This is a genomic window from Agrobacterium sp. YIC 4121 (assembly GCF_002008205.1).
In the GTDB taxonomy this organism is placed as follows: Bacteria; Pseudomonadota; Alphaproteobacteria; order Rhizobiales; family Rhizobiaceae; genus Agrobacterium; species Agrobacterium leguminum.
This window is the reverse complement of sequence record NZ_MRDI01000004.1, coordinates 162,138-185,834: the sequence shown is the minus strand read 5'-3', so window position 1 is coordinate 185,834 and position 23,697 is coordinate 162,138. Positions and strand designations below refer to the sequence as shown.

The window sequence follows — 23,697 nt, the reverse complement described above, 5'->3', positions numbered from 1 at the left end:
CCCTCCAACAAAAATATCCGCCGTCGTTGTTCCGGCGGGCAGGATAATGTTAGGAAGGTCGGCTTGGCCGCGAGAGCGGCGGCCGTCCTTTGCGTTTGGGCGGTTGTCTGGTTTTGCGTTGATATTGCGAACATATTGAGAGTGCGGAGGGTTTGAAGATGGGCGGGTTGTCGGATTGGCTGTCGGATGCGCAGCCGATCAATCGCAAGAATGCCGCAGAAGCTGTGTTCGATGATATCCGTTCCGCCATCACCTCGGGGCAGCTTGCGGTCGGCACCCGGCTGCCTTCCGAAGCCCATCTGGCCGCCCGATATGGCGTCAGCCGGCCGATCATTCGCGAGGCTTTGCGGTCGCTCCAGACCCTGGGGCTGACACAGACCCGCACCGGAAGCGGCACCTATGTGATGACGCCGACCCCGCCTTCCGAATTGAATTACGGCGCCTATTCCGCCCGCGATTTGATCGAGGCCCGCCCCTTCATCGAAGTTCCTGCGGCCGGTTGGGCGGCGTTGAGGCGCACGAATGCTCAGCTGGAAGTCCTGCTTGACCTCTGTGATCGAATGGAAGCCGAAGAAAGGCCGCATCCCTGGGTGCTGCTGGATGGGCAATTCCATTGCGCCATTGCGGAAGCTTCGGCCAACAGGCTGTTCGCCAAGGTGGTGGCCGATGCCCGCGAGGCGCTGTCCCAACAGTCAGAGATGGTCAACCTGATGGCCGGTCGACGCGTCGCCTCGAATTTCGAGCACCGCCGGATCGTCGAGGCGATCCGGCGGTGTTCAGCGCCCGAGGCGCGGGAGGCGATGGAGCTTCACCTTGGGCAGGTGAAGCAGGTGGTGACGACGATTATTGGCGAAGATCGGCTTCGCCAGCCGTGACGGCGGGCAGGTTGGCAAGGTGCCGCGGGCTCAGCGCCTGCTGCAATTGCGCATCGGTGAGATAACCGCGTTCCAGAACCACCTGCGGCACCGTGCGGCCACTGGCAAGCGCCTCCTTCGCCACCTCTGTCGCCGCATAATAACCGATCAACGGGTTGAGCGCGGTGGCGAGACCGATGGATTCTTCCACGCGCTGCGCCATGATCGCCGGATTGGCGACGATGCCGTCGACGCAGCGTTCCGCCAGCGTGCGGCAGGCGGCGCTGAGCTGGCTGATGCTCTGCGACAAGGCTCGCACGATGATTGGCTCGAAAGCGTTCAACTGCAATTGCCCGGCTTCAGCGGCCATGGTGATGGTGATGTCATTGCCGATCACCGCATAGGCCACCTGATTGACCACTTCGGGAATGACCGGATTGATCTTGCCTGGCATGATGCTGGAACCCGCCTGAACCGATGGCAGGGTGATTTCGCCAATCCCGGCGCGCGGGCCGGAAGAGAGCAGGCGAAGGTCGTTGCAGGTTTTCGACAGCTTTACGGCAACGCGTTTCAGCACGCCGGAGAGATGCACGAAGGCGCCGGGGTCCTGTGTGGCTTCGATGAGGTCTGCCGCCGTCACCAGCGGTCGTCCGGTCAGTTCCGCCAGATGCTGGCAGGCAAGCTCGGCATAACCACGCGGTGCATTCAGCCCGGTACCGATGGCGGTGGCGCCGAGATTGATCTCGTGCAGAAGTGCTGCGGATTCGATGAGGCGCGCCTGATCTTCTCCCAGCATCACCACGAAGGTGCGGAATTCCTGGCCGAGCGTCATCGGCACGGCGTCCTGCAATTGCGTGCGGCCGATCTTGATGAAGCCGGCGAATTCCTGCGCCTTGCGGTCGAAGGCATCCTTCAGCACACCCATGGAAGCGGCCAGATCGTCGATGGCCTCGATCAGGCCGACATTGATCGCGGTCGGATAGGCGTCGTTGGTCGACTGGCTGAGATTGACATGGTCATTGGGGTGAAGGCGGGCATAATCGCCTTTTTCGTGTCCGAGCAGTTCGAGCGCACGGTTGGCGATGACCTCATTGGCGTTCATGTTCGTGGAAGTGCCGGCGCCGCCCTGAATTTCATCCACCACGAACTGCTCATGCAGCGCGCCGGCGCGGATTTCGCGGCAGGCCTCGGCGATGGCTTCCATGCGTTCTGTGTCCAGAAGGCCGAGCTCGTGGTTTGCGCGTGCCGCCGCCTCCTTCACATAGGCCAGTCCCCGGACGAGATAGGGGTTGTGGCCGATGGTCACCCCGGTGATCTTGAAGTTCTCCACAGCGCGTGCCGTGTGCACGCCCCAATAGACATCCGCCGGAATTTCCTTGGTCCCGAGCAAATCATGCTCCTTGCGCGTCACGCTCACTTTTTCCTCCACTGGCTTTTAAGCGTTGCTATATCTGTAAAGCTGTCTTACAGATTTTTGACCTTAATTGGGGTGGAGGAGAAGGTCAATCATATCGAATACGCTTGACGAACGGCATTATCTGCCATTATGAGGGGCGAAAATCTGTCATGCAGCTTTACAGCGCGCATGAGCATGCATGCTGGCCATATTCCAGCGCGGACTGTGCCAGTTTCATTTTCATTTCCGGCTTATCGCCGACTGCAAGCACTTTATCGGGAGGATAAATATCCATGCATTCTGGGAAAACGGCGTCTGCCGATCGTGAGGTCTTCGTCGAAGAAGACCTCGGTTACCACAAGGCCCTCAAACCGCGTCAGATTCAGATGATCGCCATTGGCGGCGCCATCGGCACCGGGCTTTTCCTCGGTGCGGGCGGACGTCTGGCACAGGCAGGCCCGGCGCTGGTATTTGTTTATGCGCTTTGTGGCTTCTTCGCTTTTCTGGTGCTGCGCGCGCTCGGCGAGTTGATCATGCATCGTCCGAGCTCCGGTTCCTTCGTGTCCTATGCCCGTGAGTTCTACGGCGAGAAGATGGCCTTCGCGGCCGGCTGGATGTACTGGCTGAACTGGGCCATGACCTCGGTGGCGGATGTGACCGCCGTTGCTCTCTACATGAATTTCTTCAAGCAATATGTTCCGTGGCTTGCGGGTATCGATCAGTGGGTCTTCGCGATGACGGCGCTTCTGGTCGTGCTGGCCATGAACATGCTGTCGGTGAAGGTCTTTGGTGAGCTCGAATTCTGGTTCAGCCTCATCAAGGTGCTGGCGCTTGCGATCTTCCTCGTGGTCGGCATTTATTTCGTCATTTTCGGCACCCCCATCGAAGGCCATGTCACCGGCTTTAGCATCATCACCGATAATGGCGGTTTCTTCCCGAACGGTATTTTGCCAGCCTTCGTCATCATACAGGGCGTCGTCTTCGCTTATGCCTCCATCGAACTGATCGGCACGGCGGCAGGCGAGACGGAAGACCCGCGCAAGGTCATGCCCCGCGCCATCCGGGCCGTGGTCCTGCGTCTCGTGGTCTTTTATGTCGGTTCGGTGCTGCTGTTCGCGCTGCTTCTGCCCTATACCGCCTACAAGGCCGGCGAGAGCCCCTTCGTCACCTTCTTCGGTTCCATCGGCGTGCAGGGCGCTGACGTGATCATGAACCTCGTGGTTCTGACCGCCGTGCTGTCCTCGCTCAATGCCGGGCTTTATTCCACCGGCCGCATCCTGCACTCGATGGCGGTTTCCGGCTCGGCGCCGGCAGCACTTGCGAAGATGAACAAGAACGGCGTGCCCTATGGCGGCATCGCGGTGACCGCCGTCGTCACCGTTCTCGGTGTGGCGCTGAACGCCGTCGTTCCCGCTTCGGCCTTCGAGATCGCGCTCAACCTCTCAGCGCTCGGCATCATCTGCGCATGGGCCGTCATCGTGCTCTGCCAGTTGAAGCTCTGGCAGCTTTCCAAGCGTGGTGAACTCGTGCGTCCGGATTTCCGCATGTTCGGCGCGCCGTACACCGGCATTCTCACGCTCATCTTCCTGTTCGGCGTGCTGGTGCTGATGGCCTTCGATTATCCCGTCGGCTCCTGGACCATCGCCTCGCTGCTGGTCATCATCCCGGCGCTCGTCATCGGCTGGTATCTCTTGCGTGACCGCATCTACCGCCTTGCGGACGAGCGTGCGGGAGCATCGCAGTGAGCGGGCAGGACGCAACGCCTCTGGTGGCGGTCATCGCCACCGGCGGCACCATCGCCAGCCGGCGTGGTGCCGATGGCGTAAGCACGCCCAGCCTTTCGGGTGAGGATCTGCTGGCGCTGGTTCCGCAGATCAACGCCCGGCTGAAGCCGGTCGACCTGATGGCGAAGGATTCCTCCAGCCTGACACTGGCAGACATGCAGCGCATCAGCGATGCTGTGGGCGCCGAGCTCGATGATCCCGGCGTTGCCGGCATCGTGGTTCTGCATGGCACCGACGCCATGGAAGAATCCTCGCTGCTCGTGCATTTGCAGCGGGCCATCACAAAGCCGGTGGTCTTCACCGGCGCGCAGTTTACGGCAGACCATAAGGACGCGGATGGGCCGGCCAATCTGGCCCGGGCCATAGAAACAGCGCTCGATCAGGCGAATGCCGCAAAAGGCGTGCTCCTCTCCTTCGGCGGCCGCTGTCTGCCGGCCTGGGGGCTTTATAAGCTGAGCGCGGACGAGGCGGACGCCTTCCGCTCCGCCCGGCCGCTGGCTGCTGCCGCAACGCTGCGGCTTCCCGCCCCGGTAACCGATCAGCGCGTCGATATCGTCGCCATTCATCCCGGCTGTGACGCGACCCATATCGATGCAAGCCTGCAGGCGGGCGCGAAAGGCATCGTTCTTGCCGCACTCGGTTCCGGCAACGCCAATCCACGTATCGCCGAGGCTGTGAAGCGCTGCGCCGAACGCGGCGTTCCCGTCATCGTTTCCAGCCGCGTGCCGGAAGGGCAGCTGGTGGCGACTTATGGCGGCGGCGGCGGCGGGCATGATCTTGTCGCGGCGGGCGCCGTGCATTCATCCACGCTTCGCCCGGGCCAGGCCCGCATTTTGCTGGCCACGCTGCTGGCCGGTAAAAGCCCGGCGGAAACCATCGTTTCCGCTTTCGGTGACAGCCCGCTCTCTTAGAGCATTTCCAGGAAAAGTGGACCCCGGTTTTCCGCCCGGAAATGCGTCAAACTCTAATTAGCGGCAGCGATGCCCGCGACCGGCGGGCATCGAAATTCCTATAGGATTCCTATTTTATTGCCTCTGTGGCCGTCTCGAACCTTTATGCGGTTCGGGTGCATTCTTCTGTGCGTGAAGGGATGGTGTTCCCTTCTCAGCCAGAAAGAGTGAAAAGCGACGTCCCACATGACGGCGCTTTTCTTCCTGTCCGGCTCCTCGAATAAAAAGGAGTCCCATCGATGATGGATGTTGTTCTGATCGGCGCAGCCACGGTGTTTTTCGCCCTCTGCTTTGCCTATACGCGCGCCTGCGACCGGCTTTAGACGGAGGCTGCGATGACATTCGACTATATCTTGAGCGGCGCCGTCACGGTCTTTATCGCCGCCTATCTCACCTATGCTCTCATTCGCCCCGAACGTTTCTGATCGGGAAGCGGCGGTTCGCGCGGCGGAGAGAAAAATGGAATCGAATCCGCCGCTCTCTCTTTCTGTCCGAGCATCGGATTTTCCGAAAACCGCATGACACTTTTCGGTCCGATGCTTTATTGAAAGTTCAATACCATGACCCTCAATGGATGGTTTCAGATTCTGCTGTTTTGCGGGATCATTTTTGCGCTGGTGAAGCCGCTCGGCTTCTATATGGCGCGTGTCTTTAATGGCGAGCGCACCCTGCTGTCGCCGGTTCTCGCACCCGTCGAGCGCGGCCTTTATGCCCTTGCCGGGACAAGCGAGCGTGAGGAGCAGCACTGGACGACCTATGCTTTCTCCATGCTTCTCTTCAACCTGCTCGGTTTTGCCCTGCTTTATGCCCTGATGCGCTTTCAGGCAGTGCTGCCCTATAATCCGCAGGGAATGGCGGCCGTGGGGCCGGAATTGTCCTTCAATACGGCGGTCAGCTTCGTCACCAACACCAACTGGCAGAATTATGGCGGCGAAAGCACCCTGTCCTATCTGACCCAGATGGCGGGTCTCACCGTCCAGAACTTCGTTTCCGCCGCAACAGGCATGGCAATCGCCATCGGCCTGATCCGCGCATTCTCGCGCGCTTCCGGCAAGGCGATCGGCAATTTCTGGGTGGATATGGTTCGCTCGACCCTCTACGTGCTTTTACCCCTCTGCATCGTGCTGACTCTCGTTTACGTCTGGCTCGGCGTGCCGCAGACGCTGGGCGCCTATGTGAACGCACAGACGCTGGAAGGCGCGCAGCAGACGATTGCCGTCGGCCCCGTCGCGTCACAGCTGGCGATCAAGATGCTGGGCACCAATGGCGGCGGTTTCTTCAACGCCAATTCGGCGCACCCCTTCGAGAACCCGGATGCCATTTCCAACATGATCCAGATGGTGTCGATCTTCGCCATTGGTGCAGCCTTTACCAACGTCTTCGGCCGCATGGTCGGTAACCAGCGCCAGGGTTGGGCGATCCTCGCCGCCATGGGCGTGCTGTTCATCGCCGGCGCCGCCGTCACCTATTGGGCGGAAGCGGCCGGAAACCCGCTGATGCACAGCTTCGGTCTTGCCGGCGGCAATATGGAGGGCAAGGAGGTCCGTTTCGGCGTGGCGCTCTCGTCGCTCTTTGCGGTCATCACCACCGCCGCCTCCTGCGGCGCGGTCAACGCCATGCATGGCAGCTTCACGGCGCTAGGCGGTCTTATCCCGCTGATCAACATGCAGTTGGGCGAGGTGATCGTCGGCGGTGTCGGCGCGGGTTTTTACGGCATTCTGCTCTTCATCGTCATCGCCATCTTCGTGGCGGGGCTGATGGTCGGGCGCACACCGGAATATCTCGGCAAGAAGATCGAGGCCAAGGAAATGAAGATGGCGGTTCTGGCCATTCTCTGCCTCCCGCTCGCCATGCTCGTCTTCACGGCAACGGCCACCGTGCTGCCCTCGGCGGTCGCATCGATCGGCACCGCGGGGCCGCATGGCTTCTCCGAAATCCTCTATGCCTATACCTCGGCGGCCGCCAATAACGGCTCCGCCTTCGGCGGCCTCACAGGCAACACCACCTGGTACAACATCACGCTTGGCTTTGGCATGCTGATGGGCCGTTTTCTGGTCATCATTCCGGCACTCGCCATTGCCGGTTCGCTGGTCACCAAGAAGACCGTTCCGGCCTCGGCTGGCACCTTCCCGACGGATGGCCCGCTTTTCGTCGGCCTGCTTGTCGGCACGATCGTGATTGTCGGCGGCCTTACCTTCCTGCCTGCACTGGCGCTCGGCCCCGTTGCCGAACATCTGGTGATGGCGGCAGGCCAGCTCTTCTGAGGTGACGCCATGAACGACAAATCCCGAAGTAACCGCATCGTCTCCGCCCGCAAAGGCGCTCCCGTCAAAGGCAGCGCCACGCCCGGCGGCTGGTGCGCTTCCAATGTCATTCTCGCGATGATGGCGGCTCTCGTCGCCGCCGTTGTCGCTCTCGAAGTTATCACGGGCTGATCGACCTTTATCGGTCGCCCCGTTTCAAACGTTGGAGCCTCTTCATGAGCCAGTCCAAACAAGCGAGCATCCTCGATTCTCGCATTCTCGTGCCGGCCATTGCCGCCGCATTCAAAAAGCTCAACCCACGCACGCTGGCGCGCAACCCGGTCATGTTCGTGGTCGCGACGGTGTCGGTGCTGACAACAGTGCTGTTCATCCGCGACCTCATCACCGGCGGCGCCAATCTCGGTTTTTCCTTCCAGATCAATCTCTGGCTCTGGTTTACCGTATTGTTCGCCAATTTCGCGGAAGCCGTCGCCGAAGGGCGCGGCAAGGCGCAGGCGGATTCGCTGCGCCGGACCCGCACCGAAACCCAGGCGAAACTGCTCACCGGCGATGATCGCAGCCAGTATAAGATGGTGGCGGGCACCAGCCTGAAGGTGAACGATGTCGTTCTCGTCGAGGCGGGCGATATCATTCCCTCCGACGGCGAAGTCATCGAAGGTGTCGCCTCCGTCAACGAGGCGGCAATCACCGGCGAATCCGCCCCCGTCATCCGCGAATCCGGCGGTGATCGCTCGGCCGTTACCGGCGGCACGCAGGTGCTGTCGGACTGGATCAGGGTTCGCATCACCGCCGCCGCCGGTTCCACCTTCCTCGACCGGATGATTTCGCTGGTCGAAGGCGCTGACCGCCAAAAGACGCCGAACGAGATCGCGCTCAACATTCTGCTCGCGGGCATGACGCTGATCTTCGTGCTGGCCACCGCTACTATTCCGAGCTTCGCGGCCTATGCCGGCGGTTCGATCCCGATCATCGTGCTGGTGGCTCTGTTCGTAACGCTCATCCCGACTACCATCGGCGCGCTTCTGTCCGCCATCGGCATTGCCGGCATGGACAGGCTGGTGCGTTTCAACGTGCTGGCCATGTCCGGCCGCGCCGTCGAGGCCGCCGGCGATGTGGATACGCTGCTGCTCGACAAGACCGGCACCATCACCCTGGGTAACCGGCAGGCGACCGAGTTTCGTCCCGTTGCCGGCGTTTCCGAGCAGGAACTGGCCGATGCGGCGCAGCTTGCCTCCCTTGCTGACGAAACGCCGGAAGGCCGTTCCATCGTGGTTCTCGCCAAGGAAAAATACGGCATCCGCGCCCGTGACATGCAGAAGCTGCATGCGAATTTCGTACCCTTCACCGCCCAGACCCGCATGAGCGGTGTCGATTTCGAAGGCTCCTCCATTCGCAAGGGCGCAGTCGACGCCGTTCTAGCCTATGTTAACGGCGGCGCTCCGCAACAGGGCAATGTGGCGCTTGCCGTCAAAACCGAAACGGACGCCGCACGCGGCATCCGGACAATTGCCGAAGAGATCGCCAAGACCGGCGGCACGCCGCTCGCCGTCGTGCGCGATGGCAAGCTGCTCGGCGTCGTTCAGCTGAAGGACATCGTCAAGGGCGGCATTCGCGAGCGTTTCGCAGAGCTTCGCCGCATGGGCATCCGCACGGTGATGATCACCGGCGACAATCCCATGACGGCAGCAGCGATTGCGGCCGAAGCTGGCGTCGATGATTTCCTCGCCCAGGCGACACCGGAAAACAAGCTGGAGCTTATCCGCGAGGAACAGGCCAAGGGCAAGCTCGTCGCTATGTGCGGCGATGGCACCAACGACGCGCCGGCGCTGGCGCAGGCCGATGTCGGCGTTGCCATGAATACGGGTACGGTTGCGGCACGCGAGGCGGGCAATATGGTCGATCTCGACAGCGATCCGACCAAGCTCATAGAGATCGTGGAAATCGGCAAGCAATTGCTGATGACGCGCGGCGCGCTGACGACGTTCTCCATCGCCAACGATATCGCCAAATATTTCGCCATCATCCCGGCAATGTTCCTGGTGCTCTATCCGCAGCTTGGCGTTCTGAATGTGATGGGGCTTTCGACACCGCAGAGCGCCATCCTGTCGGCCATCATCTTCAACGCGCTCATCATCATCGCGCTCATCCCGCTCTCGCTGAAGGGCGTCAAATATCGGCCGATCGGCGCGGGTGCGCTGCTGTCGCGCAATCTGGTCATCTATGGCCTCGGCGGCATCATCGTTCCCTTCATCGGCATCAAGGTCATCGACCTCGCCGTCACGGCGCTCGGTCTCGCCTGAGGAGTAAAGACAATGTTCAAACAGCTTCGTCCCGCACTGGTGCTCATCCTCGCCACCACCGCTATCACCGGCCTTGCCTATCCTCTGGGCATGACGGGTCTCGCGCAGGCGATCTTCCCTTTTCAGGCCAATGGCAGCCTCATCGAAAAGAATGGTGCTGTTGCAGGTTCGCAATTGATCGGGCAGGCCTTTGCCAGTGAGAAATATTTCCATGGCAGGCCATCGGCTGCCGGCGATGGTTACAATGCCGCTTCGTCGTCCGGATCCAATCTCGGTCCGACGAGCGCCAAGCTCATCGACCGGGTGAAACAGGATTACGAGACCGCAAAAGCCGAAAATCCGACGGCCGAGGTTCCGGCCGATCTGGTGACGGCCTCGGGCAGCGGCCTTGATCCGCATGTCTCGCCGGAGGCTGCTTATTTTCAGGTTCCCCGTGTCGCCAAAGCAAGGGGCATGGATGAGGCATCCCTGCGTGCCATCGTCGAGCGCCATGTCGAAGGACCGGAACTCGGATTCATGGGAGAGCCGGTCGTGAATGTGCTGGCGCTCAACATGGCTCTTGACGCAGCCGGCTCATGAACTGAAATGGCTATGGCTTGTTCGCAAGCCATAGCCTCGACCACTGGTGGGTTAAATGCCTGACGACAATCGCGATATGCCGAGCCGACCGTCGCCCGATGCGCTGCTGGAAAACGCCCGGCGCGAGACGCGTGGCCGGCTGAAGATATTTTTAGGGGCGGCACCGGGCGTCGGCAAGACCTATGAAATGCTGATGTCCGGCCGAGCGAAGCTGGCGGATGGGGTGGATGCCGTCATCGGCGTCGTGGAAACCCATGGCCGCCGGGAAACCGAAACGCTGGTGCAGGGTTTCGAGATCATCGCGCGCCGGCGTATCGATTATCGCGGCCAGGTGCTGGAAGAGATGGATCTCGATGCCATTCTCGCCCGCCGTCCCGCTCTGGTTCTGGTCGATGAACTGGCCCACACCAATGCCGCCGGCAGTCGCCACCCCAAGCGCTACATGGACGTTCAGGAAATTCTGGCGCAGGGTATCGACGTCTATACGACGCTGAACATCCAGCATGTCGAAAGCCTGAACGACGTCGTTGCGCAGATCACCCGCATCCGTGTCCGCGAAACGGTGCCCGACAGCATTATCGACCGGGCCGACGATGTCGAAATCATCGATATTACGCCAGACGATCTGATCAAGCGGCTGCAGGATGGCAAGGTTTACCTGCCCCGCACCGCCCGGCGCGCCATCGAGAATTATTTCTCGCGCGGCAATCTGACGGCGTTGCGAGAGCTTGCGCTGCGGCGCACCGCGCAACGGGTGGATGAGCAATTGCTCAACCACATGCAGTCCCATGCCATTTCCGGCCCATGGGCGGCTGGAGACAGGGTTCTGGTCTGTCTCGATCATGGCGGCAACGGTCCGGGTCTGGTGCGTTATGCCCGCCGGCAGGCGGATCGTCTGCGTGCGCCCTGGACGGCGCTGCATCTCGATACGCCGCGTTCGCAGCAATTGTCGGAGGCGGAGAAGGACCGGCTGGCCGGCACGATGCGGCTTGCCCAGCAGCTTGGCGGCGAGACCGTGACCCTGCCGGCGCTCGATCTGACGCGGGAGATCATCTCCTACGCCAACGCCAATAATTTCACCCACATCATCATCGGCCGCCCGCGAAAATCCTGGTGGCAGCGGATTTTTCAGCGCTCGCTGACGCATGATCTGATCGACCATGCGGGCGATATCAGCGTTCACGTCATTTCCGGCGACAAAAAAGAAGAGAAGCTGGGCCAGACCGCAAAGCCAGCCTCGGCGCAATCGCATGGTTCCATACGGCCTTATCTTAACAGCACCCTTTTCGTCGGCCTCGCGATCGTGGCCGGCATCGTGCTCGACCAGACGCTCGATGTTCGAAATCTAGCGCTGGTGTTCCTGATGGCGGTTCTGGCCGCCGCCGTGCGCGGCGGGCTGGGACCAGCGCTTTATGCTTCCCTGCTCGGCGCTTTTGCATTCAATTTTTTCTTCCTTGAGCCGCGTTACACCCTGACAGTTCGCGATCCGGAAAGTGTCGTGGCGCTGCTGTTTTATCTCGGCGTGGCGCTTGTCGCCTCCAATCTTACCGCAGCCGTGCAACGGCAGGCCGCCGCCGCGCGGGCAAGGGCGCGAACGACGGAAGATTTATATCTGTTCTCGAAGAAGCTTTCGGTGACGGGAACGCTGGACGATGTCCTATGGGCGGCCGCTTTCCAGATGGCCTCGATGCTGAAGGTTCGTATCGTTCTGCTTTTACCTGAAAATAATACGATCACGGTCAAGGCGGGATATCCGCCGGACGATACGCTGGTGGATGCCGATATTGCCGCCGCGCAATGGGCCTGGGAACATAACAAGGCGGCGGGCAGGGGCGCGGATACGCTGCCCGGCGCCAAACGGCTTTATCTGCCCCTGCGCACCGGCAGCGGCGCCGTCGGCGTGGTGGGGTTGGACGATGACCGGCTCGGCCCGCTTCTGACGCCGGAACAGCAGCGCCTGTTCGATGCCCTGGCCGATCAGGCGGCACTTGCCATCGAGCGAATCCAGCTCGTCTCGGATGTCGACCGGGCGAGGCTTGCGGCGGAAACCGACCGGCTGCGCACCGCGCTGCTGACATCCATTTCCCATGATCTCAAGACGCCGCTTGCGGCCATTCTGGGCTCGGCGGGAACGTTGAAGGATTTCGCCGAGGACATCCCGCCGGATGCCCGCGCCGAACTGCTTTCGACGATCATCGAGGAATCCGAGCGGCTGAACCGCTTCATCTCCAATCTTCTTGATATGACGCGGATCGGGTCGGGAGCGATGGAGCCGAATTACGGTCTGCATTTCGTGGGCGATATGGTCGGAACCGCACTTTCGCGCGCAGCGAAAATCGTCGTCAGGCATGAGATCGTTCTGGATATTCCCTCCGACCTGCCGATGCTGAAGGTCGACCCCGTGCTTTTCGAACAGGTTCTGTTCAATCTCATCGACAATGCCGCCAAATACGCTCCCGAACATACCGCTATCGAGATTCGCGGCTGGCGGCAGGGCAAAAATATCTTCCTCTCCGTGGCCGATGCGGGGCCGGGTATTCCGCCCGACGATACGGAGAGAGTGTTTGACAGTTTCTACCGGGTGCGCAAGGCGGATCATGTGCAGGCCGGAACGGGCCTGGGGCTATCCATCTGCAAGGGGTTTATCGAGGCTATGGGCGGTTCGATCCGCGCGGAAAACAGGTCGGGCCGCACCGGTGCACAGTTTACCGTCAGTCTGCCGGTTCCCGCCGATGCGCCGATGATAGACCATGATTAAGGCGCGATTGCCGGCGACAAGCAGCTATGCCGCTGAGGGAGATCGAGAATGACCAATTCCGCCGTTCGTATTCTGATCGTCGACGACGAACCGCCGATCCGCAAGCTTTTGCGCGTAGGGCTGTCGACCCAGGAATATGCGGTGAGCGAGGCGATGAATGCGAAGGTCGCCATGCAGCTGGTCAGTGAGGACAAGCCCGATCTCGTCGTTCTCGATCTCGGCCTGCCGGATATGTCGGGTCATGATCTTCTGGCGAAATGGCGCGGCGAAGGGCTGGCGCTGCCGGTCATCATTCTCTCCAGCCGCACGGATGAGGCGGGTATCGTCAGGGCGCTGGAACTGGGGGCGGATGACTATATCACCAAGCCTTTCGGCATGAACGAACTCGTCGCCCGCATCCGCGTCGCCCTGCGCCATCGTCTGCAAAGCCAGGGGGAGAGGCCGGTGTTCCAGACCGGCGATCTTTCCGTCGATCTGGTCCGGCGCATCGTCAAGGTGGAGGACCGGGAAGTGAAGCTCTCGCCCAAGGAGTATGACATTCTGCGGGTTCTGGTGCAGCATGCCGGCAAGGTGCTGACGCACCGTTTTCTGCTGGAGCATGTATGGGACGAACTGACCGATGTGCAATATTTGCGGGTCTATGTGCGCCAGCTTCGCCAGAAGATCGAAAAAATCCCGGATCAGCCGCGCTATATTCTGACGGAAACCGGGGTCGGTTACCGGCTGCAGGAGGTATGAGGGCGCCGCAAGGCGACGCCCTCCGATAGTTTAAACGGCAGCGCAGATCGACAGGAATTCGTCGACATCGGCCTCGGTTGTCGCAAAGCTGGTGACCATACGGATCAGCACTTCGTCCTTGCCGACCTTTTCCGGCATGTCGCGCGGCTCCAGCCAGTCATAGAACTTCGCACCCTTTGCCGTGGCGGCTTCTGCGGCAGCCTTCGGCAGAATGGCGAAAACTTCATTGGCCTGGGTCGGCCAAGCGAGGCGGGCGCTGTTCAGCGAGCCGAAGCCGGCGCGCAGCCGGTTGGCCATGGCATTGGCATGGCTTGCGAGACCGAGCCACAGGTCGTCCTGCAGATAGGCTTCGAATTGCGCGGCGATGAAACGCGATTTCGAGAAAAGTTGAGCGGTGCGCTTGCGCAGAAAGGAGAAATCCCGGGCGAGCGAAGGATCGAAAAACACGATTGCTTCCGCACACCAGCAGCCATTTTTCGTGCCGCCGAAAGACAGCACGTCGACGCCGCGTTTCCAGGTCATTTCGGCGGGCGTGGTGCCGAGGGCGGCCAGCGCATTGGCGAAACGCGCGCCGTCCATATGCAGCGGCAGGCCGTTGTCTTTTGCTATTTTGGCGATGGCGTCGATTTCATCGAGGGTGTAGACGGTGCCGGCCTCGGTCGCCTGCGTCACGGTGATGGCTGCGGCCCGGCCGTGATGCACGGCATCCTGCGGATAACGCGCAATGCGCTCGATGAGGTTCTCCGGCAACATCTTGCCGTTCGGTCCCTCGACGGCGACCATGCGCATGCCGGAAAAGAAATCCGGCGCGCCGCACTCGTCCTCGATCACATGCGCTTCGGAGTGACAGAAGGTCAGGCCGCCGGCGCGGGCGATGCTGGCCAGCGAAAGCGAATTGGCAGCCGTGCCGGTGGCGACGAAAAACACCGCGACCTCGCGCTCGAAAATCTCGTTGAAGCGCTTTTCGATGGAGAGATCGAGTTCGCTGGTGCCGTAGGCGGCGGCAAAGCGCGTGGATTCCCGCGAAAGCCGTTCGTTGACGGCAGGGTGGGCGCCGGCCCAATTGTCTGAAGCAAAAAACATCTCTGAAGGCTTTCCGATGGCTGGGGTTCTGGTTTGGGAATGCGTGGCGCGATGAACGGCAAAGTTCTATGGCCTAAGATTGCGATTGGCAAATCCGGCAATGAAAGCAATGGCTCTGCGGGTGTTGCGATAAGAAAGTTTCGCGCAATAGGTCAGTATCGAAACTTCGCTGCAAAAAGGGGCTTTCACTAATTGGATTCGCACCCTTGCTAAATTCGCCTGTTTCTGCCAAAATCCTCGTGAATTGAGACAGCTTTGCTGTCCTAAATTTGGTGGAGCCGGATTGAATGCGGATTTTGCGGGAAGCGAAAATTCGCGTCGAGCCGGATCTTCGCATGAAACCATGCAAGTAATTTTGCAGGAGGGACAAAAATGACGAACAAGCCGCAGGCGGAAATCGCCGCCGCCACCCTGACCACAGACTGTCCCACCGCGGCTGCGGCCGCACCCGTTTCTGCGAAAGCGCGTTTCGCGGGCGGTTTGCCGGAAAGGCAGGGTCTTTACGATCCGGCCAATGAACATGATGCCTGCGGCGTCGGCTTCGTTGCCCATATGAAGGGCGCCAAGTCGCACCAGATCGTCAAGGACGGCCTGTTCATTCTCGAGAACCTGACGCATCGCGGCGCCGTCGGCGCCGATCCGCTGATGGGCGATGGCGCGGGCATTCTCGTGCAAATCCCCGACCGCTTCTTCCGCGAGGAAATGGCCGCGCAGGGCGTTACCCTGCCGAAGGCCGGCGAATATGCCGTCGGCCACATCTTTATGCCGCGCGATCCTTCCCGCATCGAGCATTACAAGAAGGTCATCGTCGACGTCATCGGCGAAGAGGGGCAGCAGTTCCTCGGCTTCCGCGATGTGCCGGTCGACAATTCCTCGCTCTCCAAGGCGCCGGATATCGCAGCGACCGAACCGCACCACGTGCAGGTCTTCATCGGCGCCGGCCGCGATGCCGCGAGCAATGCCGATTTCGAGCGCAAGCTGTTCCTGATCCGCAAGGTACTGTCCAACCGCATCTATGACGAGGGCGGCGGCAAGGAAACGCAGGATTTCTATCCCGTTTCCCTCTCCTCCTCGACCATCGTTTACAAGGGCATGTTCCTCGCCTATCAGGTGGGTGCCTATTACAAGGATCTGGCCGATCCGCGCTTCGAATCCGCCGTCGCCCTCGTGCATCAGCGTTTTTCGACCAACACTTTCCCGTCCTGGAAGCTGGCGCACCCCTACCGCATGGTCGCCCATAACGGCGAAATCAATACGCTGCGCGGCAACGTCAACTGGATGGCGGCGCGTCAGGCGTCGGTTTCCTCGGTGCTGTTCGGCGACGATATCTCCAAGCTCTGGCCGATCTCCTATGAAGGCCAGTCGGACACGGCCTGCTTCGACAACGCGCTCGAATTCCTCGTGCGCGGCGGCTACTCCATGGCCCATGCCGTGATGATGCTGATCCCGGAGGCCTGGGCCGGCAACCAGTCCATGTCTGCTGAACGCAAGGCGTTCTACGAATATCACGCAGCGCTGATGGAGCCGTGGGACGGCCCGGCCGCCGTCGCCTTCACCGATGGCAAGCAGATCGGCGCAACGCTCGACCGCAACGGCCTGCGCCCCGCGCGTTACCTCGTCACCGATGACGACCGTATCATCATGGCGTCGGAAGCAGGCACGCTGCCGGTGCCGGAAGAGCGCATAGTCAAGAAGTGGCGCTTGCAGCCCGGCAAGATGCTGCTCATTGATATGGAAAAGGGCTCCATCGTTTCCGACGAGGAAGTCAAGCACGAGCTTGCCGCCAAGCACCCCTATCGCACCTGGCTCGACCGCACGCAGCTCATCCTCGAAGAGCTGAAGCCGGTTGAACCGCGCGCGCTGCGCCGCGACGTGTCGCTGCTCGACCGTCAGCAGGCCTTCGGCTACACCAGCGAAGATACCAAGCTCCTGATGTCGCCGATGGCGACGACCGGTCAGGAAGCCATTGGTTCCATGGGCACCGATACGCCGATTTCGGCCATGTCGGAAAAGTCGAAGCTGCTCTACACCTATTTCAAGCAGAACTTCGCGCAGGTGACCAACCCGCCGATCGATCCGATCCGCGAAGAGCTTGTCATGAGCCTCGTGTCCTTCATCGGTCCGCGCCCGAACATTCTTGACCATGAAGGTGCGGCTCGTGCCAAGCGTCTGGAAGTGCGCCAGCCGATCCTGACCAATGGCGATCTGGAAAAAATCCGCTCCATCGGCCACACGGAAGATCGTTTCGACACCAAGACGCTCGACTTCACCTACGATGTGGAGCGCGGTGCCGAAGGCATGCCTGAAATGCTCGACCGCCTGTGCGAGCGTGCGGAATCGGCCGTTCGCGGCGGTTACAACATCATCGTTCTTTCCGACCGCCAGCTCGGCCCGGACCGCATCGCGATCCCCGCCCTTCTGGCGACGGCCGCCGTGCACCATCACCTGATCCGCAAGGGTCTGCGCACCTCCGTCGGTCTCGTCGTCGAAACCGGTGAGCCGCGCGAAATCCACCATTTCTGTCTGCTGGCCGGTTATGGTGCCGAGGCGATCAACCCCTATCTTGCCTTCGACACGCTGCTTGACATGCACAAGCACGGCGCCTTCCCGAAGGAAGTCTCCGACGATGAAGTGGTCTATCGCTACATCAAGGCTGTGGGTAAGGGCATCCTCAAGGTCATGTCCAAGATGGGCATTTCCACCTACCAGTCCTATTGCGGCGCGCAGATTTTCGACGCCATCGGCCTTTCCTCGGAATTCGTCGAGAAGTATTTCTTCGGCACCGCCACCTCCATCGAAGGTGTCGGCCTGACAGAGATTGCCGAAGAAACCGTGGCACGCCACACGGCGGCCTTTGGCAAGGACCCGATCCTCGCCAACACGCTCGATATTGGCGGCGAATACGCCTATCGCATGCGCGGCGAAAGCCACGCCTGGACGCCGGATGCCGTCGCCTCGCTGCAGCACGCCGTGCGCGGCAACAGCCAGGATCGCTACCGCGAATTCGCCGGCATGGTGAATGAGACGGCGCTGCGCATGAACACCATTCGCGGCCTGTTCAAGGTCAAGTCGGCGGAAGCACTCGGTCGCAAGCCGGTCTCCATCGATGAGGTCGAGCCGGCAGCCGATATCGTCAAGCGGTTCTCCACTGGCGCCATGTCCTTCGGCTCGATCAGCCGCGAGGCGCATACCACGCTTGCGATTGCCATGAACCGCATCGGCGGCAAGTCCAACACGGGTGAGGGCGGCGAAGAATCCGACCGTTACATGCCGCTGTTGAACGGTAAGCCGAACCCGGAACGCTCGGCCATCAAGCAGATCGCTTCCGGACGCTTCGGCGTGACGACCGAATATCTCGTCAATGCCGATATGCTGCAGATTAAGGTGGCGCAGGGTGCCAAGCCCGGCGAAGGCGGCCAGCTGCCCGGCCATAAGGTGGATGCGACCGTTGCCAAAACCCGTCACTCCACCCCGGGCGTCGGCCTCATTTCGCCGCCGCCGCATCATGACATCTATTCCATCGAAGATCTGGCCCAGCTGATCTACGACCTGAAGAACGTCAACCCGGAAGCGGATGTTTCGGTGAAGCTGGTGTCGGAAGTCGGCGTCGGCACGGTTGCGGCCGGTGTCGCCAAGGCGCGCGCCGACCATATCACCGTTGCCGGTTTCGATGGCGGCACGGGTGCTTCGCCGCTCACCTCGCTGAAGCACGCCGGTTCCCCATGGGAAATCGGTCTTGCCGAAACCCAGCAGACGCTGGTGCTGAACGGTCTTCGCTCGCGCGTTGCCCTGCAGGTGGATGGCGGTCTGAAGACCGGCCGCGACGTCATCATCGGCGCGCTGCTCGGTGCGGATGAATTCGGCTTCGCCACCGCACCGCTGATCGCGGCCGGCTGCATCATGATGCGCAAGTGCCATCTCAATACCTGCCCGGTGGGCGTCGCCACGCAGGACCCGGTTCTGCGCAAGCGCTTCAAGGGCACGCCGGAACACGTCATCAACTATTTCTTCTTCGTGGCCGAAGAAGTGCGCGAAATCCTCGCTTCGCTTGGCGTTACCAGGCTGGACGAGATCATCGGCGCTTCCGAGCTGCTGGAGAAGGATGAGATGCTGGCGCACTGGAAGGCCAAGGGGCTGGATTTCAGCCGCATCTTCCACAAGGTCGAGGCTCCGAAGGAAGCAACCTTCTGGACCGAGCGCCAGAAGCATCCGATCGATGACATTCTCGACCGCAAGCTGATCGAGAAGTCCCTGCCGTCGCTCGAAAACCGCGAGCCCGTGGTCTTCGAAGTGCCGATCAAGAACGTCGACCGTTCCGCCGGCGCCATGCTGTCGGGTGCGCTTGCCAAGCGCTGGGGTCACAAGGGCCTGAAAGACGACACGATCCACGTCACCCTCAAGGGTACGGCGGGCCAGTCTTTCGGCGCTTTCCTCGCCCGTGGCATCACCTTCGATCTGGTGGGTGACGGCAACGACTATGTCGGCAAGGGTCTGTCGGGTGGCCGCATCATCGTGCGTCCGCCGGAAAACACCCGTATCGTCGCGGAGAACTCGATCATCGTCGGTAATACCGTTCTTTACGGTGCGATCACCGGCGAGTGTTATTTCCGTGGCGTGGCTGGCGAGCGTTTCGCGGTGCGTAACTCCGGCGCGGTCGCGGTTGTCGAAGGTGTCGGCGACCACGGTTGCGAATATATGACCGGCGGCATCGTCGTCGTTCTCGGTGAAACGGGCCGTAACTTCGCGGCCGGAATGTCCGGCGGCGTGGCCTATGTTCTCGATGAGAAGGGCGATTTCGCCACCCGCTGCAACATGGCCATGGTCGAGCTGGAGCCGGTTCCGGAAGAGGACGACATGCTGGAGAAGCTGCACCATCACGGCGGCGACCTCATGCACAAGGGACGTGTGGACGTTTCCGAGGACATGACGCGCCACGATGAGGAGCGCCTCTACCAGCTGATCTCGAACCACTTCCATTACACGAACTCGTCGCGCGCCAAGGATATACTCGACCGCTGGAGCGAGTTCCGTCCAAAATTCCGCAAGGTCATGCCGGTCGAATACCGCCGTGCGCTTGAGGAAATGGAGCGCATGCGCATGGGCGTGGCGGCGGAGTAATCCGCCGCGTGAGAATTACACCAACTGGTCTCGCTGATGATCGCGGTCGCCGTTCCCACGGCGATCATTTGGACGAGCGGCGAGACCGGATTTGAGTTCATCGTGCTGGGGGCGGCTTTTGGTTTCGCTTACTGGTACTGGGGCCCGACAGGCGCTCCGCTTTGATGTGAGGACATAAACGTGGGCAAGGTTACAGGTTTTCTGGAGATCGACCGGCAGGTGGGCAAGTATCAGCCCGCATCGGATCGTATTCGCCATTTCCGCGAATTCACCATTCCGATGTCGGATGCCGAGGTGCAGAAGCAGGCGGCGCGCTGCATGGATTGCGGCATTCCCTATTGTCACGGCCCGACCGGCTGTCCCGTGCATAACCAGATCCCCGACTGGAACGATCTGGTCTATAACAACAATTGGGAAGAGGCGATCCGCAACCTCCACTCCACCAACAACTTCCCGGAATTTACCGGCCGCGTCTGTCCCGCGCCTTGTGAGGAGGCTTGCACGCTGAATCTCGAGGATGCGCCGGTCGCCATCAAGACCGTCGAGCAGGCGATTGCCGACAAGGCCTATGAGTTGGGCTTCATCGTGCCGAAGCCTGCGACGATCCACACCGGCAAGAAGGTGGCCATCATCGGTTCCGGTCCTTCGGGCATGGCGGCTGCGCAGCAGCTCGGCCGCGCCGGCCACGAGGTCCATGTCTATGAGCGCGAATCCAAGCCCGGCGGCCTGTTGCGTTACGGCATCCCGGACTTCAAGATGGAGAAGAACTTCATCGACCGCCGTGTCGAGCAGATCAAGGGTGAAGGCGTCACCTTCCATTGCGGCGTCAATGTCGGCGTCGATGTGACGGTTGAGGCGCTTCTGGCCGACCACGATGCCGTGCTTTATTGCGGCGGTTCGGAAACCCCGCGCCCGGCCGGTATCGGTGGCGCTGATCTGCATGGCGTCTACGATGCCATGCCCTATCTCGTGCAGCAGAACCGCCGCGTCGGTCGCGAAAATATCGACAGCGTCGGCTGGCCGGCCGATCCGATTCTTGCCGGCGGCAAGCATGTCGTCGTTGTCGGCGGCGGCGATACCGCATCCGACTGCGTCGGTACGGCTTTCCGTCAGGGTGCGGTGAAGGTCACGCAGCTCGACATCCGCCCGATGCCGCCGGAAAAGGAAGACAAGCTGGCCGTCTGGCCCTTCTGGGCGACCAAGATGCGCACCTCGTCCTCGCAGGCCGAAGGCGCTATCCGCGAGTTCCAGGTGGCGACGCTCGAATTCGTCGGCGAAGACGGCGTGTTGACCGGCGTGAAGTGCTGTCAGGTGGATGACCGCCGCAAGCCGATTGCCGGCACGGAATTCATCATCAAGGCCGATCTCGCCTTCATCGCCATCGGCTTTTCCGGTCCCTTCACGGACAGCGTGCTGAAGGAAATGGAAGGCAAGCTGACTCTCAACACCGACCGTCGCGGTTCCACCAATGTGATCGCAAACGAAACGGACTACAAAACCTCGGTCGACAAGCTGTGGGCGGCGGGCGACGTGCGCCGCGGCCAGTCGCTGGTGGTCTGGGCGATCCGCGAAGGCCGTCAGGCGGCGCGCGCGATCGATGAGGCGCTGATGGGTGCGACCGTTCTTCCGCGCTAAGCAGGCGGAACCGATAAGAAGTGGAAAGGCCTGTTGCGGACGCGACAGGCCTTTTTGTTTGACTTGGGTGTCCTCAGCAATAGGGAAGCGCAATGCGGAAACAGGCGCCGCCGGTGGAGGAATCGCTGATGGTGATCTCGCCGCCGTGATAACGGACGATCTCCTGCACGAGATTGAGCCCAAGCCCGGTGCCGCGATCCTTCGGCCTCAGCCGGTGAAACGCATCAAAGACGAGTTCCCGTTCCGCCTCGGGAATACCATTTCCTTCATCGGCTATCTCGATCACCCGGTTTGAGGCCACTCTTATGGTGATGGTTCCGCGATTGCCGCCATGTTCAATGGCGTTCTGCACGATGTTCATTAAAGCGCGCTGCAGCGAGGCATCATCGGCAAGGGCGAGGATCGGTTCCTCTTCCGGCTCGAAGGACAGATTATATCCCTGTGAGATCGCAAGCGGCGCCATATCGGCGACGACGGACCTGCACAGGCCGACGATATCAAGCGGAACCAGCGGTGCTTTCTGCCCGCCAAGGCGCTGCAAATCTAGCAATTGTTCGGCCAGCACGGCGATACGGCTGGCATCCGCCAATATTCTGCTGCGGGCCGGGCCGTCCAGCAGCGTTTCAACGCGGGTCTGGAGAATGGCGACGGGGGTTCGCAATTCATGGGCGGCATCGAGAATGAAGCGCTTGTGCCGTTCGTAGCCATCGTCCAGCCGCTTCAACGCGCCGTTGACGGCATGCACGAGCGGCTGCACCTCCCGTGGAATATCGCCATCCGGCAATCGGTATCCGCGCCTGTCGATATCGATGGTTTCCGCCGCGCGGGCAATGGTGGAAAGGGCGCGAAATTCCCGGCGGATGATCCAGGGGATGGTCACGACCGTCACGATGGACATGAGAATGAGGACAGGCATGATCAATATGTTCGAGAACAAAAAAACGGGGAAGGTCATGCTGAACGGTCCGCCTTTGCCGATCATGACGAATTCTCCGGCCGGCCCCGAAGCGCGGCGAACAATGGCGATGCGCACCACGGCGAGGTAGGAATAGGACAGCGCCGCGTCGCGCACGTCGGAGACCCTGATGTCGCTCAGCTGCTGATCCATGTTGCTGAATGCCTCGGGCACCTGCCCGCCCTGCACGATCTCCCCTTTTTCGCTGACCGCGACGAACCAGAAATCGGAGGTATTGCTGCGCAGGTTGATGAATTCGGGCGTTTCTTGGAGAACCAGCCGATTGTTCTCATCCCGTATGATCGCGTTGGCGGTTATCTGGGCCGCATCCGGGCTGAGCAGCGCGCTGCCTGCGCCGCCGCTCGACATATAGGTGACAATCGCGGCGGTGACGAAGAACAGGCTGCCGATCTGGAACAGCAGCAGTTGAATGGTGAGCCGGCGCTTGAGCGATTTTCTTCTGGCCAGCTTCACGAGGTTGCCCTCAGCAGGTAACCGACGCCGCGAATGCCGTGGACCTCAAGGCCCGCATCCGCGGCCGCCAATTTGCGGCGCAGGCGGGAGATATGGGAATCGAGTGCATTGGACTGGATCTCATCGTCGAAATTATAAACGGCTTCCTCCAGCAATGAGCGCAGCACCGTTCTGCCCTGTCGCCGCAACAGGGCCTCGAGGATCAGCAGTTCGCGTCTGGTCAGCGGAAGAAATTCGCCCTTGATACGCACTTCGCGGGTTTCGAAGCAAAATTCCAGCCTGCCCAGTTTTGCCGTCATCGTCACGGTGCCCGCCGGCCGGCGCATCAGGGCGCGAATGCGTGCAAGCAGTTCCTCGACGGCAAATGGCTTGGCCAGATAATCGTCCGCACCGAGGTTCAGGCCATTCACCCGATCCACAAGCGCGCCCTGCGCGGTGAGCACGATGACGGGCGGGGTGACGGGCAGGAGCCGCAAGTCTTCGATAAGCTGGATGCCGTCACCATCGGGCAATTGCCGGTCGAGCACGACAAGGTCGTGGACGCCGTCCATGATGGCGTGACGGGCAAGATCGAGCGTGCCGACCGTATCCACGATAATATCGAACCGGTGGAGCGCGGCGGACAGGGCTGCTGCCATTTCGCGTTCGTCTTCAACAAGCAGCAGGCGCATGAATTCATCTCGGTATTGTCCGGCGTACCGTCCGGAAAGGGGCGCGGCGAAAGGCAAAAAACGACGGCGCCGCTGACGCTACAAACAAGCGAGGCGTCGCCGTCAAATGGATGTCGCCATGCAAAAAGGGGACCGGGG

At 61.1% G+C, this 23,697-nt stretch carries 15 protein-coding genes and 1 pseudogene; 12 read left to right on the top strand and 4 right to left on the bottom strand.

Features of this window, described 5'->3' with window-relative positions:
* Window positions 1-158: 158 nt before the first annotated feature.
* Window positions 159-875, top strand: coding sequence for a FadR/GntR family transcriptional regulator (locus BTE54_RS08175; protein ID WP_078052065.1), 717 nt, complete (start codon window positions 159-161; stop codon window positions 873-875).
* On the opposite strand, the gene BTE54_RS08170 is transcribed toward BTE54_RS08175, so the two are convergent.
* Window positions 844-2,271, bottom strand: a complete 1,428-nt coding sequence (locus BTE54_RS08170) for an aspartate ammonia-lyase (RefSeq protein ID WP_233282686.1) — start codon at window positions 2,269-2,271, stop codon at window positions 844-846. The two genes, BTE54_RS08175 and BTE54_RS08170, sit on opposite strands and share 32 nt — an antisense overlap.
* Before the next feature lie 272 nt (window positions 2,272-2,543).
* Here BTE54_RS08170 and BTE54_RS08165 point away from each other — a divergent pair, with 272 nt between their 5' ends.
* The 9 genes from BTE54_RS08165 (at window position 2,544) to BTE54_RS08130 (ending at window position 13,623) form a co-directional block, all read left to right on the top strand.
* A complete protein-coding gene (locus BTE54_RS08165) occupies window positions 2,544-3,995 on the top strand; it encodes an amino acid permease (RefSeq protein ID WP_078052064.1) in 1,452 nt (483 codons plus the stop codon).
* On the top strand, window positions 3,992-4,945 hold the full coding sequence (locus BTE54_RS08160; protein WP_078052063.1) for an asparaginase: 954 nt from the start codon (window positions 3,992-3,994) through the stop codon (window positions 4,943-4,945). Before BTE54_RS08165 ends, BTE54_RS08160 begins: the two co-directional genes overlap by 4 nt.
* 374 nt (window positions 4,946-5,319) lie before the next feature.
* The gene (kdpF, locus tag BTE54_RS08155; protein ID WP_003506089.1) at window positions 5,320-5,409 is read left to right on the top strand and encodes a K(+)-transporting ATPase subunit F; all 90 of its coding nucleotides are present in this window, start codon (window positions 5,320-5,322) and stop codon (window positions 5,407-5,409) included.
* Between the two features lie 135 nt (window positions 5,410-5,544).
* Window positions 5,545-7,248 (top strand): potassium-transporting ATPase subunit KdpA, encoded by a 1,704-nt coding sequence (kdpA, locus tag BTE54_RS08150; protein ID WP_078052062.1) that lies wholly within the window; start codon window positions 5,545-5,547, stop codon window positions 7,246-7,248.
* A 9-nt stretch (window positions 7,249-7,257) separates the two neighbouring features.
* On the top strand, window positions 7,258-7,419 hold the full coding sequence (locus BTE54_RS25060; RefSeq protein WP_162934196.1) for a hypothetical protein: 162 nt from the start codon (window positions 7,258-7,260) through the stop codon (window positions 7,417-7,419).
* 44 nt (window positions 7,420-7,463) lie between these two features.
* Entirely contained in the window at window positions 7,464-9,548 is a 2,085-nt protein-coding gene (gene kdpB, locus BTE54_RS08145) for a potassium-transporting ATPase subunit KdpB (RefSeq protein WP_065656534.1), read from the top strand.
* A gap of 12 nt (window positions 9,549-9,560) precedes the next feature.
* On the top strand, window positions 9,561-10,127 hold the full coding sequence (gene kdpC, locus BTE54_RS08140) for a potassium-transporting ATPase subunit KdpC (protein ID WP_078052061.1): 567 nt from the start codon (window positions 9,561-9,563) through the stop codon (window positions 10,125-10,127).
* A 55-nt stretch (window positions 10,128-10,182) separates the two neighbouring features.
* Complete coding sequence (locus tag BTE54_RS08135; protein ID WP_078052060.1) at window positions 10,183-12,885, top strand: sensor histidine kinase KdpD; 2,703 nt, start codon at window positions 10,183-10,185, stop codon at window positions 12,883-12,885.
* A 48-nt stretch (window positions 12,886-12,933) separates the two neighbouring features.
* Entirely contained in the window at window positions 12,934-13,623 is a 690-nt protein-coding gene (locus tag BTE54_RS08130) for a response regulator transcription factor (protein ID WP_078052059.1), read from the top strand.
* A 30-nt stretch (window positions 13,624-13,653) separates the two neighbouring features.
* Here BTE54_RS08130 and BTE54_RS08125 read toward each other — a convergent pair whose 3' ends face one another.
* A complete protein-coding gene (locus BTE54_RS08125) occupies window positions 13,654-14,706 on the bottom strand; it encodes a low specificity L-threonine aldolase (RefSeq protein ID WP_078052058.1) in 1,053 nt (350 codons plus the stop codon).
* Window positions 14,707-15,168: 462 nt separating this feature from the next.
* Here BTE54_RS08125 and gltB point away from each other — a divergent pair.
* Window positions 15,169-19,824 (top strand): annotated as a pseudogene (gene gltB, locus BTE54_RS08120) (glutamate synthase large subunit); the annotation flags it as partial.
* 180 nt (window positions 19,825-20,004) lie between these two features.
* Window positions 20,005-21,459: a glutamate synthase subunit beta gene (locus BTE54_RS08115; RefSeq protein ID WP_065656528.1), complete on the top strand. Its 1,455-nt coding sequence runs from the start codon at window positions 20,005-20,007 to the stop codon at window positions 21,457-21,459.
* A 73-nt stretch (window positions 21,460-21,532) separates the two neighbouring features.
* Here the strand turns inward: BTE54_RS08115 and BTE54_RS08110 are convergent, their stop codons facing one another.
* The gene (locus tag BTE54_RS08110; protein ID WP_078052057.1) at window positions 21,533-22,888 is read right to left on the bottom strand and encodes a HAMP domain-containing sensor histidine kinase; all 1,356 of its coding nucleotides are present in this window, start codon (window positions 22,886-22,888) and stop codon (window positions 21,533-21,535) included.
* Window positions 22,885-23,559 carry a response regulator transcription factor gene (locus BTE54_RS08105; RefSeq protein WP_078052056.1) on the bottom strand — a complete coding sequence of 225 codons (675 nt, stop codon included), beginning with the start codon at window positions 23,557-23,559 and terminating at the stop codon, window positions 22,885-22,887. The genes BTE54_RS08110 and BTE54_RS08105 overlap by 4 nt, the downstream gene beginning before the upstream one ends.
* Window positions 23,560-23,697: the final 138 nt, after the last annotated feature.

What these genes read in the sequence shown, in the direction of transcription:
- BTE54_RS08175 (WP_078052065.1), top strand. Translation starts at nt 159, where the DNA reads ATGGGCGGGTTGTCGGATTGGCTGTCGGATGCGCAGCCGATCAATCGC.
- BTE54_RS08165 (WP_078052064.1), top strand. Translation starts at nt 2,544, where the DNA reads ATGCATTCTGGGAAAACGGCGTCTGCCGATCGTGAGGTCTTCGTCGAA.
- kdpF (WP_003506089.1), top strand. Translation starts at nt 5,320, where the DNA reads ATGACATTCGACTATATCTTGAGCGGCGCCGTCACGGTCTTTATCGCC.
- kdpA (WP_078052062.1), top strand. Translation starts at nt 5,545, where the DNA reads ATGACCCTCAATGGATGGTTTCAGATTCTGCTGTTTTGCGGGATCATT.
- BTE54_RS25060 (WP_162934196.1), top strand. Translation starts at nt 7,258, where the DNA reads ATGAACGACAAATCCCGAAGTAACCGCATCGTCTCCGCCCGCAAAGGC.
- kdpB (WP_065656534.1), top strand. Translation starts at nt 7,464, where the DNA reads ATGAGCCAGTCCAAACAAGCGAGCATCCTCGATTCTCGCATTCTCGTG.
- kdpC (WP_078052061.1), top strand. Translation starts at nt 9,561, where the DNA reads ATGTTCAAACAGCTTCGTCCCGCACTGGTGCTCATCCTCGCCACCACC.
- BTE54_RS08135 (WP_078052060.1), top strand. Translation starts at nt 10,183, where the DNA reads ATGCCTGACGACAATCGCGATATGCCGAGCCGACCGTCGCCCGATGCG.
- BTE54_RS08130 (WP_078052059.1), top strand. Translation starts at nt 12,934, where the DNA reads ATGACCAATTCCGCCGTTCGTATTCTGATCGTCGACGACGAACCGCCG.
- BTE54_RS08125 (WP_078052058.1), bottom strand. Translation starts at nt 14,706, where the DNA reads ATGTTTTTTGCTTCAGACAATTGGGCCGGCGCCCACCCTGCCGTCAAC.
- BTE54_RS08105 (WP_078052056.1), bottom strand. Translation starts at nt 23,559, where the DNA reads ATGCGCCTGCTGCTTGTTGAAGACGAACGCGAAATGGCAGCAGCCCTG.